This is a genomic window from Pseudomonas brassicacearum, assembly GCF_003732175.1.
GTDB classification, from domain to species: domain Bacteria; phylum Pseudomonadota; class Gammaproteobacteria; order Pseudomonadales; family Pseudomonadaceae; genus Aquipseudomonas; species Aquipseudomonas brassicacearum_G.
This window is the reverse complement of the sequence record NZ_MOBI01000022.1, coordinates 96,409-112,102: the sequence shown is the minus strand read 5'-3', so window position 1 is coordinate 112,102 and position 15,694 is coordinate 96,409. Positions and strand designations below refer to the sequence as shown.

The window sequence follows — 15,694 nt, the reverse complement described above, 5'->3', positions numbered from 1 at the left end:
CTCAGCCGTTGGGCCCTACTGTCGCAACGATGGTCACTTGCTTGTTGTCAGGGATTTCCTGATACGCCAACACATGCAACCCCGGCACTGCCAAACGTCCGAACCGCGAGAGCATCGCGCGTACCGGACCTGCTACCAGCAGAATCACTGGTTGACCTTGCATTTCCTGACGCTGCGCGGCGTCGATCAACGAACGCTGCAGCTTCTCTGCCATGCTTGGCTCCAGCAGAACGCCCTCTTCCGAGCCTTGTCCTGCCTTCTGAAGACTATTGAGCAATATTTGTTCCAACCTTGGCTCCAAGGTGATCACAGGCAGCTCGGACTCAGTGCCTACAATGCTTTGGACGATAGCGCGCGATACACCAACCCGGACGGCCGCCACCAGAGCGGCAGTATCTTGACTCTTGGAGGCATTGTTCGCGATGGCCTCGGCAATGCTGCGAATGTCGCGAACCGGAACCTGTTCGGCCAACAAGGCTTGCAGCACTTTGAGCAGCTGCGACAGCGAAACGACGCCCGGCACCAGCTCCTCGGCCAGTTTTGGCGAGCTTTTGGCCAGCAATTGCATGAGCTGCTGAACTTCTTCGTGGCCGATCAGCTCGCTGGAGTGTTTGTACAAAATCTGGTTGAGGTGAGTCGCCACCACCGTACTGGCATCGACCACGGTGTACCCCAGGGACTGCGCCTGCGGACGCTGACTGATTTCGATCCAGACCGCCTCCAGACCAAAGGCCGGATCTTTGGCGGTGATGCCATTGAGCGTGCCGTAGACCTGCCCGGGGTTGATCGCCAGTTCGCGATCCGGATAAATCTCCGCCTCGGCAAGGATCACCCCCATCAGGGTCAGGCGGTAGGCACTTGGCGCCAGGTCGAGGTTGTCGCGAATGTGCACGGTCGGCATCAGGAAGCCCAGATCCTGGGAAAGCTTTTTGCGCACGCCCTTGATCCGCGCCAGCAACTGACCACCCTGGTTGCGATCCACCAGCGGAATCAGCCGGTAGCCGACTTCCAGACCAATCATGTCGATCGGGGTCACGTCATCCCAGCCCAGCTCTTTGGTTTCCATGGCCCGCGCCGGCGACGGCAGCAGGTCCTGCTGGCGCTTGACCTCCTCCAGAGCCTGAACCTTGACGATGTTCTGTTTTTTCCAGAACAGATACGCGCCGCCTGCTGCGACGGCTGCCATGCTGAGAAAGGAGAAGTGCGGCATGCCTGGCACCAGGCCCATGACCGCCATCAAACCGGCCGCCACCGCCAACGCCTTGGGTGACGCGAACATCTGCCGATTGATCTGCTTGCCCATGTCTTCCGAACCGGAAGCACGGGTCACCATGATCGCCGCCGCGGTGGACAGCAGCAGTGATGGCAATTGCGCCACCAAACCGTCACCGATGGTCAACAATGCGTAGACTTTGCCAGCATCGCCGAAGCTCATGCCATGCTGGAAGATCCCGACCGCCATGCCACCAATCAGGTTGATGAACAGAATCAGCAGACCGGCGATGGCGTCACCGCGCACGAATTTGCTGGCACCGTCCATCGAACCGTAGAACTCGGCCTCTTGAGCCACCTCCATACGGCGCAGCTTGGCTGCGGGCTGGTCGATCAGGCCGGCGTTCAGGTCGGCGTCGATGGCCATCTGCTTGCCCGGCATCGCATCGAGGGTGAAACGTGCACTGACCTCGGAAATCCGTCCGGCACCTTTGGTCACCACGACGAAGTTGATGATCATCAAAATCGCGAAGACCACGATACCGACCACGTAGTTACCGCCGATCACCACCTCGCCGAAGGCCTGGATCACCCTGCCGGCGGCGGCATGGCCGTCCTGACCGTGGAGCATTACCACCCGGGTCGAGGCCACGTTCAACGCCAGTCGCAACAACGTGGCGACCAGCAGAATGGTCGGAAACACCGCAAAATCCAGCGGCCGCAAGGCGTAGACGCAAACCAGCAGCACAACAATCGACAGCGCAATGTTGAAGGTGAAGAACACATCGAGCAGGAACGGCGGGACCGGCAACATCATCATCGCCAGCATGACCAACAGCAACAGCGGCACACCCAGATTGCCTCGACTGAGGTCTGCCAGGTTGCTGCGGGCACTGTTGATTAACTGAGAGCGATCCACCGGTATTCCCCGTTCCTTGAAGCAAACTTTTGACGCCTGAAGCAGGCGCAGGCCGGCTATTGCAAGAAGCCTTCCAACTTTTGCGGGGACAGGTAATAGAGGCCAGTGATGGTGTTCAACCTGTGGGAGCAGGCTTACCCGCGAAGAGGCCGGAATATTCAACGCCCGTCCTAAGAATGCGACCACAAACCTGCAAAACAGCGGGAAACGTCCGACAGGTTTTCAAGGTTGCCCCTCGGAAATCGCATCACTAGTCTTCGGTGGTCGCTGCCAAATCAGCGACCGGGCCTGGAAACCCGATTGAGTAAGACCTAACGATGTGCCACATGACATACTGCCGAGCGCTTTTTCTCCAGCAGTTCTTTGTTATGGCGGCTGTGTGCGGGAGACCTTCGGGTCTGCCGAGTTTTGGTTTCCTCCTCGGTTTTCCAGCCCGCTCACAGCTGCCACCCTTCGCCTGGAAACGAATGGGACAGCTCCAGCCTGTAATCGAGGAGCTACGCCATGCACAAAGCCATCTCCACTCAAGACCTGAAAACCGCCGGCCTCACCCCCTTCTCCATCCACAACGATCAAGCCCTGTTCCGCGTCAACAGTGGCGTCCCTCTGCTCACTGCCTTGTCCCACGTCTCCGACCTGCTCCACCTCTCCAGGATGCTGGCCGAAGATGCAGCGATGGAGCGCAAAACCGACCGCTATGCCTGGGCCTCCCACTATTTGCAGGAGATGAGCAAAGCCGTCATCGATGACGTGGTGAAAGTCATAGCCGCATCGAACAACCATCAAAAAGCCGAGCATTAACTCACCCACCACGGATCGCTCCCACGCGCCTGCGCGGGAACGATCACCACCACCACCCCACTCAACAGGCCGAGCGTTAGCTCGCCTGCAGCTCTTGATCTTGATCCACCCGCCCCGTCGGGAGGCCGAGTGGAGGCGTTCATCAGGGGGAAGGCGCGCAGCGCCGTTCGACGCAGTCGAACACATCGAGAGGAGGTCGAAGCGAAGCCGACCGTAGGCGATGCCCCCTGATGAATGCCGGAGCGAGGGAACGCCGAGCCTAGGCGAGGCGCCGTACGCTTGGGGCGAGACCTTTGGTTACTTTGGGGCGTTTGCCAAAGTGACACGCTGTAAGAGCGGAACCATAAGTGGCCGTTACCGCAGGAATGGATATGTACACCTGCGGGAGATTGGCCGGCTGTCAGGCCGCCTTCGCAGGCAAGCCAGCTCCCACATTTTTGATCGGCGTACACCGCCAAGAGATGAACCGGTCAGGAATCGCGGCGCAGATCCGGTGGAATCGGCAAATCGTCCTTGAGCGGATCCGGACGCTTGCCCTTGCCGGCGCGGTACTGGCGGATCTGATAAACGTAAGCCAGCACCTGAGCAACCGCCAGATAAAGCCCACCAGGAATTTCCTGATCGAGCTCGGTGGAGTAATAGATCGAACGCGCCAGGGCCGGCGACTCGAGCAACAAGACCTCATTGGCCACCGCGATTTCACGAATCTTCAGCGCCAGGAAGTCGCTGCCCTTGGCGACCAGCATCGGCGCCCCGCCCTTCTCCGGATCGTACTTGAGCGCCACCGCGTAGTGGGTCGGGTTGGTAATGACCACATCGGCCTCGGGAATGGCCGCCATCATCCGCCGCTGGGACATCTCGCGCTGCAACTGGCGAATCCGCTGTTTGACCTCGGGGCGACCTTCTTGATCCTTGTGCTCGTCGCGCACTTCCTGCTTGGTCATCAGCAGTTTTTTGTGACTCTGGTAGAGCTGAACTGGCACATCGACTGCCGCGATCAGAATCAACCCGCACGCCATCCACAAAGTGCTCCAGCCCACCAGTTGCACACTGTGAATAATCGCCTGCTCCAGCGGCTCATGGGCGATTCGCAAAAAGTCGTCGATGTCCGAGCGCAGCACGCTCAGCGCGACGAACAGCACCAGCAGGAATTTTGCCAGGGCCTTGAGCAGCTCGATCAACGCCGTGGACGAAAACATCCGCTTGAGGCCGTTGGCCGGATTCATTCGACTGAACTTGGGTGCCAGGCTACTGCCGGCGAACAACCAGCCACCCAGGGAAATCGGACCAATGATCGCCGCCAACAACAAGGTCAGCAGCACCGGTTGCACCGCGATAATCGCGATCTTGCCCGACTTCAGCAAGTACAGGCCCATGGCGTCCGGAGTCAGCACCACTTCACGCGGCAAGGAGAAGTTCAGGCGCATGATTTCCAGCAGGTCCAGCGCCAGACCGCCGCCGTAGATCAACAACCCACCCGCCCCGGCCAGCATCACCACCAGGGTATTGAGCTCTTTGGAGCGAGCGATCTCACCCTTTTCACGGGAGTCTTTCTTGCGCTTGTCCGTGGGGTCTTCTGTCTTGTCCTGACCACTCTCGCTTTCAGCCATGATTCAGCGCGCCTGTGCCATATCACGCAACAACTGCAAGGCCTCGACAGCCAACGGTTGATACTGGTTGAGAATGTCCCCCAGGCTGACCCAGAAAATCACCAGGCCCAGCACCAGGGTCAGCGGAAAACCGATAGAGAAGATATTCAGTTGCGGCGCCGCGCGGGTCATGACCCCGAAGGCAATGTTGACGACCAGCAATGCGGTGATTGCCGGCAATACCAGCAGCATGGCCGCTCCCAGCACCCAGCCCATCTTGCCGGCCATTTCCCAGAAATGATTGACCAGCATGCCGCTGCCTACCGGTAGGGTCGTGAAGCTTTCCGTGAGGACTTCAAACACCACCAGATGGCCATTCATGCCCAGAAACAGCAACGTCACCAGCATCGTCAAAAACTGCCCGATGACGGCCGCCGACACGCCGTTGGTGGGGTCGACCATGGACGCGAAGCCCATGCCCATCTGAATCGAAATAATCTGCCCGGCCACCACGAACGCCTGAAAGAACAGCTGCAAGGAGAACCCCAGCAACGCGCCAATCAGTATCTGTTCGGCAATCAGCAGCAGACCACTCAAGTCCAGCGGATTGACCTGCGGCATCGGCGGCAGTCCTGGCGCGATAACCACCGTTATCGCCACTGCGAAATACAGTCGGATACGCCTGGGCACCAGGGTCGTGCCGAAGACCGGCATGGTTGTCAGCACCGCGCCAACCCGAAATAGCGGCAGCATGAAGCTGGCCACCCAGGTACTGATTTGCGCATCGGTCAGCGCCAGCAATGACATGGTTTAGCCGATCAACTGCGGAATACTGGTGTACAAGCGCAGTATGTATTCCATGAAGGTTTGTATCAGCCACGGACCGGCAACGATCAGCGTGATCAGCATCACCAGCAAACGCGGCAGAAAACTCAGGGTCTGTTCGTTGATCTGCGTGGCCGCCTGAAACATCGCCACCAGCAGCCCCACCAGCAAACTCGGAACGACCAATATGGCGACCATCATGGTGGTCAGCCAGAGCGCTTCACGAAACAGGTCTACCGCAACTTCAGGAGTCATATCGCTCTACCCGCCCACTCTGTCTAAACACCGCCGAAACTGCTCGCCAGCGTACCGATGATCAACGCCCAGCCATCCACCAGCACAAACAGCATGATCTTGAACGGCAGCGAAATGATCAGTGGCGAGAGCATCATCATGCCCATGGCCATCAGCACACTGGCAACGACCAGGTCGATGATCAGGAACGGAATGAAGATCATGAAGCCGATCTGGAACGCGGTTTTCAGTTCCGAGGTCACGAAGGCCGGCACCAGAATGGTCAGCGGCGCCTGGTCCGGCGTCGCGATGTCGGTGCGCTTGGACAGTCGCATGAACAACTCAAGGTCGCTGCTGCGGGTCTGCGCCAGCATGAAGTCCTTGATCGGTACTTGCGCCTTGGCCACCGCATCCTGAGCCGTCAGCTTCTCGGCCAGATAAGGCTGCAAGGCATCCTGATTCACCCGATCAAAGACTGGCGCCATGATGAACATGGTCAGAAACAGCGCCATGCCGGTGAGGATCTGGTTCGACGGCGTCTGCTGCAAACCCAGGGCCTGACGCAGGATCGAGAACACGATGATGATCCGGGTGAAGCTGGTCATCAGCATGACGAACGCCGGAATGAAGCTCAGCGCGGTCATGATCAGCAGGATTTGCAGACTGACCGAGTATTCCTGAGCGCCATTGGCGTTCGTGCCCAGGGTGATCGCCGGGATCGACAACGGGTCGGCAGCGAACACCAACGGCGCGGCCAGCATCAGGACCAGTGCCAACAGGATGCGCAACGGCATTACTTCTTATCCTTATCTTTACCCAGCAACTCCATCAGGCGCTGGGCAAACTCGGGGGTCGCCTGCTCGGTGCTCGGTACTTGCACCGGCTCCTTGAGCACATGCAACGGGGTAATGGTGCCCGGGGTCAGCCCAAGCAGAATCTGCTCGTTACCGACTTGCACCAGCACCAGGCGATCACGCGGCCCGAGGGCGCGCGAGCCGATCAGCTCGATCACCTGCCCTTTGCCGGCAGGACCCGCCTGCTGGACGCGGCGCAACAACCAGGCGAGGAAGAAGATCAGGCCCAGCACCAGCAGCAAACCCAGCACCAACTGAGTCAACTGCCCGGCCACGCCGCTGCCGATCGCTGGGGTCGCGACCGCCGCTACCGGTTCCGCCGCCCATGCACTGAGCGGCAAGGCCAGCAATACGCCGAGAAACGCCTTCACTCAGCGCAGCTTCTTGATGCGTTCGCTTGGGCTGATCACGTCGGTCAGGCGGATGCCGAACTTCTCGTTGACCACCACCACTTCGCCGTGAGCGATGAGCGTGCCATTGACCAGCACGTCCAGCGGTTCGCCGGCCAAACGGTCAAGTTCGATCACCGAGCCCTGGTTGAGCTGCAGCAGGTTACGAATGTTGATATCGGTGCTGCCGACTTCCATGGAAATCGACACCGGGATGTCCAGAATCACGTCCAGGTTAGGACCGTCGAGGGTCACTGGCTCGTTGTTCTTCGGCACGCTGCCGAACTCTTCCATTGCCATACGACTGGAGGACGACGAACTCGCCGCATCAGCGGCCAGCAAGGCGTCAATATCGTCCTGCCCGGCATCACCCGTTTCTTCGAGCGCCGCAGCCCATTCATCGGCCAGCGCCTGGTCGTCCTGGGTATTCATTTCGTCAGCCATCATTTGTCCTCAGCGGGCAACCAATCAATTGGACGCCGTCAATTAAAAGCGAATGTGTGCGAACGCAGATCAGCGTCGCTCGATCGGCTCGATCACTTGCAACGCCAGGTTGCCCCTATGGGAGCCCATCTTGACCTTGAAGGCCGGCACGCCGTTGGCGCGCATGACCATTTCTTCCGGTAGTTCCACCGGGATCACATCGCCCGGCTGCATGTGCAGGATGTCCCGCAGGCGCAATTGGCGACGGGCAACCGTGGCACCGATCGGTACGTCGACGTCGAGCAAGTCCTGGCGCAAGGCATTGACCCAGCGCTCGTCCTGATCGTCGAGGTCCGACTGGAAGCCGGCATCGAGCATTTCGCGGACCGGCTCGATCATCGAGTACGGCATGGTCACGTGCAGATCGCCGCCACCGCCATCGAGTTCGATGTGGAAGGTCGAGACCACCACCGCTTCGCTCGGCCCGACGATGTTGGCCATGGCCGGGTTCACTTCCGAGTTGATGTACTCGAAGTTGACTTCCATGATCGCTTGCCAGGCTTCCTTCAGATCGATGAAGGCCTGCTCCAGCACCATGCGCACGACGCGCAATTCGGTCGGGGTGAATTCACGACCTTCGATCTTGGCGTGACGACCGTCACCGCCAAAAAAATTGTCCACGAGCTTGAACACCAGCTTGGCATCCAGAATGAACAGCCCAGTGCCGCGCAACGGCTTGATCTTGACCAGGTTGAGGCTGGTCGGTACATACAGTGAGTGCACGTACTCGCCGAACTTCATCACCTGTACACCACCGACGGCAACGTCTGCCGAGCGACGCAACATGTTGAACATGCTGATGCGCGTGTAGCGGGCAAAACGCTCGTTGATCATTTCCAGGGTCGGCATGCGTCCGCGAACGATGCGATCCTGGCTGGTCAGGTCGTAGCTTTTAGCTCCGCCCGGTTCAGCAGCATTGTCGGTCTGTACCAGACCGTCGTCGACGCCATGCAACAGCGCATCGATCTCATCCTGGGACAGCAGGTCCTGCACGGCCATGTCGTGTTCCTACTGCAGTACGAAATTGGTGAACAGCAACTGGTCGATAACGACTTTGCCGACTTCTTTTTGCGCCACTTCCTGCACACTGGCAGTGGCTTTCTGGCGCAGCATTTCCTGACCGACCGGAGTCGCCAGGGTGTCGAAATTCTGCCCGGAGAACAGCATGACCAGATTGTTGCGGATCACCGGCATATGCACTTTCAGCGCATCCAGGTCGGCCTGGTTACGCGCCTGCAGGGTAATGCTCACCTGCATGTAGCGCTGACGGCCATTCTGGTTGTAGTTGGCCACGAAGGCCGGAGCCATGGGTTCATAAATTGCCGCTGGCTTGGTGTTACTGGCGGCTTCGGCCGCAGGCGCAGGCTTGCTCTGAGCGCTGTGCATGAAGTACCAGGTCGCCCCCACGGACAGACCGATCGCCAGCAGCACAGCCAGCACTATCACGAGAATAAGCTTGAGTTTGCCTTTCCCGGCAGGGTCTTTCACTGCTGCTTCGCTCTTCGCCATGCCAATAATCCGTCACTATTCGAGTTTTCACAGGTGCACGGCAAGGCAAGAGCAAGTGTTATGCCAGAAGTGTCGGTAGTGAGGGGGATCTGAATTTACGATCGTTCCCACGCTCTGCGTGGGAATGTCGCCACGGACGCTCGGCGTCCGATCTTGAGACGCAGAGCGTCTCGGGATGCATTCCCACGCGGGAGCGTGGGAACGATCAGCGGCAATCAGGCGTAATAGTCGACCGCGCTGGAGCCTACGACGCTGGTCGTGCTGGCGGCTGCTTCAGCCACGCTTGCCGGCAGCTCTTCATCCGCCGAGCCCAGACGACCACCGCTGGCAGTCGTGCCTGCGCCCTGGCCTTGCTGGGCCTGCTGCTGCCCGTGCCCTTGCCAGCCGCGAGACTGGTCGGACACGTTGACATCGACTTGCCCCATGCCTTGCTGGGCAAACATGTCGCGCAGACGATGCATCTGGCTGTCCAACGCCTCACGCACACCAACGTGAGCACTCATGAAGGTCACTTGAGTCTGCTGATCGGGAACCATGTTCACCCGGATATCCAGGCGACCCAATTCTGCCGGCTGAAGCTGTATATCGGCCGCCTTGAGGTTGGCACTCGACAGGTACATGACCCGATTGACCACTTCCTCGGTCCAGCCGCTCTGATGCATGGCGATCGGTTGATTCACCGGCAACGCATTCGCGGTCTTTGGCGTGGCGGCCTGGGTCAGCGCTGCCAGGCGATTGGCAAAATCGTCAACGCGCGTGTCACTGGTCGCCGATTTCAAGTCCTTGAGCCCGTCGTCGATCAACCCACTGAAGGACTTTTCGCCCCCCTGGCTAGTGCTGTCCTTGCTGATTTGCACGTCAAGCATGCTCGCCATGCCATTGGCAAAGTTCTGCGCCGCGGTGGGCTCGCTATCGGTCTGATCCGGTGTCGCTTTTGTCGGGGACTGGCTGGAGGCCGACACGTGACCACTTTGCTCCAGTGCCAGACGCAAGGCCGGCATCGCGTCCAAAGGATCGGATGCAGGATCGAACGAGGGATCCGTCGCGACCGCAGGCTGAGCCGGCGCAGGCGCCACCGTCGCCACAAGAGCCGCATCGACCTGAGGCAGGGTCTGAACCTGATCCTGAGCAACCACTGGCGGTGTTTGTGGATCGGGTACCGGCACTGGCGCTGGAGCCGATTGCACCGCCTGCGCCAGTGCCGGATCGAGAGCAGGGTCGAGCGGAGCACTATCAGCTACCGGGGCATTCTTGGCCGCTGCAGAATCGCTTGTGTCGCTTGCAGCGCTTGTGTCGCTAGCGGCCTTATCGCTGGTATCCGCCGGCTTGTCGGCGGGCAAGGACTTGCCGCTATCGGCAACGGTCGCCTGCGGGGCGGCAGACTTGTTGTCAGGCGCCACTTTTTTGCCGGTGCTGTCCGCCACTTTGTCACGCACGCTTTTACCGGCCGCGGTAGCACTAGACGCCGGGGCAGCTTGCGCCTGTTTGGCATAGACCTGAGAAAAGCTTGCGGCCTTATCCCGGGGCTCTGCAGGCGCTGCCGGCGCATTGACAGGCACGCTGGCAGACACGGACTGTGTCTTGGCCTGCGAGGCGGCCTGAAGAAGCGAATTCGGGGCAAGGGGCATAACGGTCTCCGCTGCACTGGGATCGTAGGTACAGTTGATCAACTGAAATGCAAAGGTCGAGCCAGGTTTGCTCGACAGCGACTAATAACGCCGGGCGGTCGTGTTGCCACCGACGGAACGCTGGCGCTCTGCTTCGTAAAGCGGCCGGATAATAGCGAATTCGCCATCGATTTCTCCGACCAGCTCTTCGATTCCCGCGAGGCTTTTTTGTTTGGCCCGCAGCTCCAGCTCACTGCACAACTCGGCCAGGCGCGTGGCGCCCATGTTGCTGCTACTGCCCTTGAAGCTGTGGGCGGTACTGAGCAGTTGATCAGGGTCGTGGGTTTTACGCAGCTGAGTCAAACGCTCTTCAGAGTCCTGAAGAAAAGTATCCAGAAGTATCGGGTACTCATCCTCCATGACTTCTTGCAGCGCACTCAACACGTCGTGATCCAGATGAATGTCAGTCACTTGTTCGCTCCTTGATCAAGAATGTGCGGATTATGCCTGAGCCTCCCAGGAAAACTCCACGCGGGCACGTCGACCATTGTCCGACCAACTGGCGTTGTGGCTCAACTGACGAATCAGACTCACACCACGACCCGACAAGCGGCCGCTGTCGACAGGCCGAGCCATGACCCGTTGCACGTCGAACCCCGCGCCACTGTCTTCGACTTCCACCACCAGACAGCCTCCCGCACCTTGCGGCGACAGCTGCATATGCACCCGCAGGTAGCCATCCTCAAGCGCCTCCAGACGCGCATTGCGCTGCTCGTAATACCGCGAAAACCCGGAGGCATCGCGCTTGATACTCGAATCCAGGCCCAGCACACCATGCTCCAGTGCATTGGAATAGAGCTCGGCCAGCACACTGTAAAGCGCCCCGCTTTGCGCCCGCAACCCATGCACCTCAAGCAACAATTGCATCAGATAAGGCAACGGATTGAAGCGCCTGAGCGAGTCTGCACGAAACTCAAAACTCACCGACCAATCCAGTGGGCAAGACACACTGCTGTCGGAATACACCATGGCCGGAGGCGTGAGTTGCGAGGCCTCGAGCAGGCGAACCTCCAGCATGCTGACATCGTCACGCGCCTCGCCACGGAAATCCTGCAGCGCCTGCTCGATCTCCTCGAACAGTCGGTCTGGCTGGCGATTGTCGGCAAACACCTGCTGCAACCGCTCGACACCAAACAACTGGTCGTTGGCATCACAGGTATCGATCACGCCGTCTGACAACAGGAACACCCGATCGCCGAGGGCCATCGGGAACACCTCGGTGCGATCATCAAAGGCTTGCGAACTCAACACTCCCAGCGGCAGATGCCGCGCCGGCAATACGGTGCGCTTGTCGTTGGCGATATCATGCAGATAACCATCCGGCATACCGCCGTTCCAGACCTCCACCGAACGACGCTGAAAACTCAGGCACAACAGGGTCGCGCAACAGAACATATCCACCGGCAGGATACGTTTGAGCTTGGCGTTCATCTCGCACAGCATTTCCGCCAGACCGTAACCCTTGGCGGTCATGCCGTAGAACACTTCCGCCAGCGGCATGGCGCCAACCGCTGCCGGCAGGCCATGACCGGTGAAATCTCCCAGCAGTACATGCATGTCACCGGCAGGCGTAAATGCCGCCAGCAACAGGTCGCCATTGAACAGTGCATAGGGGGATTGTGAATAACGGATATTGGGAGCGCTCAGGCAACCGGAGTGAGCAACCTTGTCGAATACCGCCTTGGCCACCCGCTGCTCATTGAGCAGGTACTCATGGTGCCTGGCGATCAGATCACGCTGCTCCAGGACCGTCGCCTGCAAGCGCCGCAAACGATCCATCGCCTTGATCTTGGCGCCGAGGATCACCTGGTTATAAGGTTTTGCCAGAAAATCGTCGCCACCCGCCTCCAGGCAACGCGCCAGGGCCTCGCTTTCCGTCAGCGAGGTCAGGAAGATGATCGGCACCAGCGTTTCGCCAGCCAGCAGCTTGATCTGTCGTGCCGCTTCGAAACCATCCATCACCGGCATCATCGCATCCATCAACACCAGTTGCGGGCGCTGCTGCTGGTACAGCTCAACCGCCTCGGCGCCGTTGGCCGCAGCCAACACCTCATGCCCCTGACGACGGACAATACTCGATAGCAGCAAGCGATCGGCCGCGCTGTCTTCAGCGATCAGCACGATCAGCGGTTCGGGCAGCGTCGACATGACGATCAACTGATGTCGAACAACTTGTCGAAATTGGAGATGGCGAGGATTTTCTTCACATCGGTACTGCTGTTGACCACACGAATATCGGAGTTGTCTCCACCAGCGTGATCACGCAGCAGCAGCAACATACCCAACGCCGAGCTATCGAGGTAGGTCGCTTCTTTCAAGTCGACCACCACCGAGCTTGGCATCTGCCCGTCAGGGCGCTCGTAGGACTCACGAAATTCCTGATGCTTGGCGAAATCGAACCGCCCCTTGACCGAAATCGTGAGTTTTTGCCCATCCGGCGATACTTCTGTAACGACTGACATGCTGCGGCTTCCCTGTCATTGGCAACGTGTAGAAGGTTTAGCACTTGCAGGGGGCATGAGCAAGGTCAAAAGATCGCAGCCTTCGGCAGTTCCTACGAGATCGCGTTTACATGCGATCTTTTCAAACCAACGCTCAATAGGGGTCGTGGCGCGGCAAACGCTGGGAAAGCTCGTCGAGCAGCCTCTGCTCGCGCCGGTCTTCGAGTTGGCGGGCTTCATCCACGTAACGCTGCACCAGTTTGCGCAGTCCTTCAACCCGGGCAAACGCCTGCTGCCAGGTGTCACGCGCCTTGTTCAGGTTGTTCTGGTGCCAGGCCAGGCTTTGGCGCTGCTGATCGATCGCGGTGCCCAATTGCGCGAGAAAGCCCTGATACCCCAGCAACCATTGCCCCGAGACACCATGGCTGCCGCGTACGATCCATTGTTCCTGGTACTCGAGGCGGAAGCTTTCGAGGTCGGCGAGCTTGCTTTCGGCCAATCGCACCTGGCCCTGGAAGTGTCCCAGGCGCTGGGCGGCGGTCTTTTCGGCCTTTTCAGCCATATCGACCACGGGCGCCAGGCGCGCCGACCGGCTCTGGGCCATGAGGTGTTAGCCGCCAGCCGCCGGGGCGAAGATCGAGGCAAGGTACGCCTCGCTCTCACCCAGGCTGATGCTGTCGTTCAGACCCTGACGCAGGTACTTGGCCAATTGCGGCTGCAACGAGATCGCCAGATCGGTTTCCCGATCGCCGCCCGCTACGTAGGCGCCGACACTGATCAGGTCGCGACTTTGCTGATAACGCGACCACAACTGCTTGAAGTACTGCGCGCGGGTCATGTGGTCTGGGCTGACCACCGACGGCATGACCCGACTGATGGACGCTTCGATATCGATCGCCGGGTAATGCCCCTCTTCCGCCAGGCGTCGCGACAGGACGATGTGCCCGTCGAGCACGCCCCGTGCGGCATCGGCGATCGGATCCTGCTGGTCGTCGCCTTCGGACAACACCGTATAAAACGCGGTGATCGAACCGCCGCCCGCCTCGGCATTACCGGCACGCTCCACCAGTTTCGGCAGTTTGGCGAATACCGATGGAGGATAACCCTTGGTCGCAGGCGGCTCGCCGATGGCCAGAGCAATTTCCCGTTGCGCCTGGGCAAAACGGGTCAGCGAATCCATCAGCAACAGGACGTTCTTGCCCTTGTCGCGGAAGTACTCGGCGATTCGCGTGCAATACATCGCGGCGCGCAGACGCATCAGCGGCGCATCGTCCGCAGGCGACGCCACCACCACGGAGCGCTTGAGCCCCTCCTCACCGAGTATGTGCTCGATGAATTCCTTGACCTCGCGGCCCCGTTCGCCAATCAGCCCGACCACGATGATGTCGGCCTCGGTAAAGCGCGTCATCATGCCCAGCAGCACACTCTTGCCGACGCCGGTGCCGGCGAAGAGGCCGAGGCGCTGACCGCGACCGACTGTCAATAATCCGTTGATGGAGCGAATGCCCACGTCCAGCGGCTGGCAGATGGGGTCGCGCTTGAGCGGGTTGATGGTCGGACCATCCATCGGCACCCAGTCTTCGGCTTTCATTCCGCCCTTGCCGTCCAGCGCACGGCCGGCGCCATCCAGCACCCGCCCGAGCATGCTCATGCCCATCGGCAAGCGCCCGGCATCGGCCAAGGGCACAACCCTGGCGCCCGGGGCGATGCCGGCGACACTGCCCACCGGCATCAAAAACACCTTGCCGCCAGAGAAGCCCATGACTTCGGCTTCGACCTGTACCGGGTGATAACTGTCGTCGTTGATCACCATGCAACGGCTGCCCATGGCGGCGCGCAGGCCCTCAGCTTCAAGCGTCAGGCCGACCATGCGCAGCAAGCGCCCTTCAAGGATCGGTTGGCCGGGCAACTCGGTGGCCTGTGCATAAGTGCTCAGGCGCTTGCCGAAGCTGGTGCGATCAAGGCGCATCAGCGATTTCCGGCTCTGGTTCAAGCAGTGGGGCAGACGGTTTTTCGCTGACGGGAAGCTCCAGCGTCAAATCCGCCTCAGCCGGATGCAAGGTCTGATCATGCAATTGATCGAACAGCTTGGCCATGATTTGCGTGATACGGGTTTCTACAGTCGCGTCGATACGGCTGTGCTCGGTCTCGACCCGGCATCCACCCGGCAACATGACTTCGTCTTCAACAATGCGCCAGGTCTCTTCATGGCGCTCGCGCAATGCCTTGACCTGCTCGAAGTCCTGCGGATTGATGTACAGACGCACATTCCCGACGCCTAGCGGCAGCAATTTCAGGGCTTCGCGCATGACGTGTTCGATTTGCGTCGAGTCGATGGCCAGCTCGCGCTGAATCACCTGCCTGGCAATGTGCTGGACCAGCCCGACCAGAGATTTCTCGATCTGCGTATCTTGCTCGACAATCGGTTCGAACAGATTGCCCATCAGCAATTCAAGGCTGGCGAGCTTCGCGCTAAGGGCCACGTCAGCTTCCTGACGAACCTTGAGCGTGGTGCTGTGAAAACCTTCTCGCTCACCGGTAGCGAAGCCTTCGTTGTAGGCTTCCTGACGAATGCTTTCGAGCTCTTCGAGGGTCAGTGGCTGGACTTCCTCCAGCGGCACTTCTTCCATCTCCGGCGGCTCGGGCTCAGGCTCGGGTTCAGGCTCCGGGACGTGCGGGTCGAAGCTGGGCAGCGACCAGATATCAAAACCCCTGACATCACGCGCACGGATCAGGTCGGTGGGCGACTCATCACTCTTGGATGCCATGGC

Annotated in this window: 17 protein-coding genes; 1 reads left to right on the top strand and 16 read right to left on the bottom strand. The window is 59.8% G+C overall.

Going from position 1 to position 15,694, the window contains the following annotated elements:
• Position 1: 1 nt before the first annotated feature.
• On the bottom strand, positions 2–2,131 hold the full coding sequence (gene flhA / locus BK658_RS21120; RefSeq protein WP_123584010.1) for a flagellar biosynthesis protein FlhA: 2,130 nt from the start codon (positions 2,129–2,131) through the stop codon (positions 2–4).
• Positions 2,132–2,635: 504 nt separating this feature from the next.
• On the opposite strand from flhA, the gene BK658_RS21115 reads away from it, so the two are divergent.
• Positions 2,636–2,932, top strand: coding sequence for a DUF3077 domain-containing protein (locus tag BK658_RS21115; protein WP_123584009.1), 297 nt, complete (start codon positions 2,636–2,638; stop codon positions 2,930–2,932).
• Between the two features lie 470 nt (positions 2,933–3,402).
• Here the strand turns inward: BK658_RS21115 and flhB are convergent, their stop codons facing one another.
• The 15 genes from flhB to fliH form a co-directional block, all read right to left on the bottom strand.
• Positions 3,403–4,542, bottom strand: coding sequence for a flagellar biosynthesis protein FlhB (gene flhB / locus BK658_RS21110; protein ID WP_123584008.1), 1,140 nt, complete (start codon positions 4,540–4,542; stop codon positions 3,403–3,405).
• Positions 4,543–4,545: 3 nt separating this feature from the next.
• Positions 4,546–5,328, bottom strand: a complete 783-nt coding sequence (fliR, locus tag BK658_RS21105) for a flagellar biosynthetic protein FliR (RefSeq protein ID WP_123584007.1) — start codon at positions 5,326–5,328, stop codon at positions 4,546–4,548.
• Between the two features lie 3 nt (positions 5,329–5,331).
• Entirely contained in the window at positions 5,332–5,601 is a 270-nt protein-coding gene (gene fliQ / locus BK658_RS21100; protein ID WP_054596295.1) for a flagellar biosynthesis protein FliQ, read from the bottom strand.
• Between the two features lie 23 nt (positions 5,602–5,624).
• Entirely contained in the window at positions 5,625–6,374 is a 750-nt protein-coding gene (gene fliP / locus BK658_RS21095) for a flagellar type III secretion system pore protein FliP (RefSeq protein ID WP_123584006.1), read from the bottom strand.
• On the bottom strand, positions 6,374–6,805 hold the full coding sequence (fliO, locus tag BK658_RS21090) for a flagellar biosynthetic protein FliO (RefSeq protein ID WP_123584005.1): 432 nt from the start codon (positions 6,803–6,805) through the stop codon (positions 6,374–6,376). Before fliO ends, fliP begins: the two co-directional genes overlap by 1 nt.
• Positions 6,806–7,267 carry a flagellar motor switch protein FliN gene (gene fliN / locus BK658_RS21085; protein ID WP_123584125.1) on the bottom strand — a complete coding sequence of 154 codons (462 nt, stop codon included), beginning with the start codon at positions 7,265–7,267 and terminating at the stop codon, positions 6,806–6,808.
• 69 nt (positions 7,268–7,336) lie between these two features.
• Entirely contained in the window at positions 7,337–8,305 is a 969-nt protein-coding gene (gene fliM / locus BK658_RS21080) for a flagellar motor switch protein FliM (protein WP_123584004.1), read from the bottom strand.
• Positions 8,306–8,314: 9 nt separating this feature from the next.
• Positions 8,315–8,815, bottom strand: coding sequence for a flagellar basal body-associated protein FliL (fliL, locus tag BK658_RS21075; protein WP_123584003.1), 501 nt, complete (start codon positions 8,813–8,815; stop codon positions 8,315–8,317).
• Between the two features lie 215 nt (positions 8,816–9,030).
• Positions 9,031–10,443 (bottom strand): flagellar hook-length control protein FliK, encoded by a 1,413-nt coding sequence (locus BK658_RS21070; protein WP_123584002.1) that lies wholly within the window; start codon positions 10,441–10,443, stop codon positions 9,031–9,033.
• 81 nt (positions 10,444–10,524) lie between these two features.
• Positions 10,525–10,893: an Hpt domain-containing protein gene (locus BK658_RS21065; protein ID WP_123584001.1), complete on the bottom strand. Its 369-nt coding sequence runs from the start codon at positions 10,891–10,893 to the stop codon at positions 10,525–10,527.
• A 30-nt stretch (positions 10,894–10,923) separates the two neighbouring features.
• Positions 10,924–12,630 (bottom strand): fused response regulator/phosphatase, encoded by a 1,707-nt coding sequence (locus BK658_RS21060; RefSeq protein WP_123584000.1) that lies wholly within the window; start codon positions 12,628–12,630, stop codon positions 10,924–10,926.
• A gap of 5 nt (positions 12,631–12,635) precedes the next feature.
• Positions 12,636–12,944, bottom strand: a complete 309-nt coding sequence (locus BK658_RS21055; RefSeq protein ID WP_123583999.1) for an STAS domain-containing protein — start codon at positions 12,942–12,944, stop codon at positions 12,636–12,638.
• A 133-nt stretch (positions 12,945–13,077) separates the two neighbouring features.
• On the bottom strand, positions 13,078–13,527 hold the full coding sequence (gene fliJ, locus BK658_RS21050; protein ID WP_123583998.1) for a flagellar export protein FliJ: 450 nt from the start codon (positions 13,525–13,527) through the stop codon (positions 13,078–13,080).
• A 6-nt stretch (positions 13,528–13,533) separates the two neighbouring features.
• Positions 13,534–14,892, bottom strand: coding sequence for a flagellar protein export ATPase FliI (gene fliI / locus BK658_RS21045; protein ID WP_123583997.1), 1,359 nt, complete (start codon positions 14,890–14,892; stop codon positions 13,534–13,536).
• Positions 14,882–15,691 (bottom strand): flagellar assembly protein FliH, encoded by an 810-nt coding sequence (gene fliH / locus BK658_RS21040; protein WP_123583996.1) that lies wholly within the window; start codon positions 15,689–15,691, stop codon positions 14,882–14,884. Before fliH ends, fliI begins: the two co-directional genes overlap by 11 nt.
• Positions 15,692–15,694 lie beyond the last annotated feature (3 nt).

Coding starts and splice junctions, on each gene's coding strand:
- fliL (WP_123584003.1), bottom strand. CDS start 8,815: ATGGCGAAGAGCGAAGCAGCAGTGAAAGACCCTGCCGGGAAAGGCAAA.
- fliN (WP_123584125.1), bottom strand. CDS start 7,267: ATGGCTGACGAAATGAATACCCAGGACGACCAGGCGCTGGCCGATGAA.
- BK658_RS21070 (WP_123584002.1), bottom strand. CDS start 10,443: ATGCCCCTTGCCCCGAATTCGCTTCTTCAGGCCGCCTCGCAGGCCAAG.
- BK658_RS21055 (WP_123583999.1), bottom strand. CDS start 12,944: ATGTCAGTCGTTACAGAAGTATCGCCGGATGGGCAAAAACTCACGATT.
- fliR (WP_123584007.1), bottom strand. CDS start 5,328: ATGTCATTGCTGGCGCTGACCGATGCGCAAATCAGTACCTGGGTGGCC.
- fliM (WP_123584004.1), bottom strand. CDS start 8,305: ATGGCCGTGCAGGACCTGCTGTCCCAGGATGAGATCGATGCGCTGTTG.
- fliH (WP_123583996.1), bottom strand. CDS start 15,691: ATGGCATCCAAGAGTGATGAGTCGCCCACCGACCTGATCCGTGCGCGT.
- fliJ (WP_123583998.1), bottom strand. CDS start 13,527: ATGGCCCAGAGCCGGTCGGCGCGCCTGGCGCCCGTGGTCGATATGGCT.
- fliI (WP_123583997.1), bottom strand. CDS start 14,892: ATGCGCCTTGATCGCACCAGCTTCGGCAAGCGCCTGAGCACTTATGCA.
- flhB (WP_123584008.1), bottom strand. CDS start 4,542: ATGGCTGAAAGCGAGAGTGGTCAGGACAAGACAGAAGACCCCACGGAC.
- fliP (WP_123584006.1), bottom strand. CDS start 6,374: ATGCCGTTGCGCATCCTGTTGGCACTGGTCCTGATGCTGGCCGCGCCG.
- BK658_RS21115 (WP_123584009.1), top strand. CDS start 2,636: ATGCACAAAGCCATCTCCACTCAAGACCTGAAAACCGCCGGCCTCACC.
- fliQ (WP_054596295.1), bottom strand. CDS start 5,601: ATGACTCCTGAAGTTGCGGTAGACCTGTTTCGTGAAGCGCTCTGGCTG.
- BK658_RS21060 (WP_123584000.1), bottom strand. CDS start 12,630: ATGTCGACGCTGCCCGAACCGCTGATCGTGCTGATCGCTGAAGACAGC.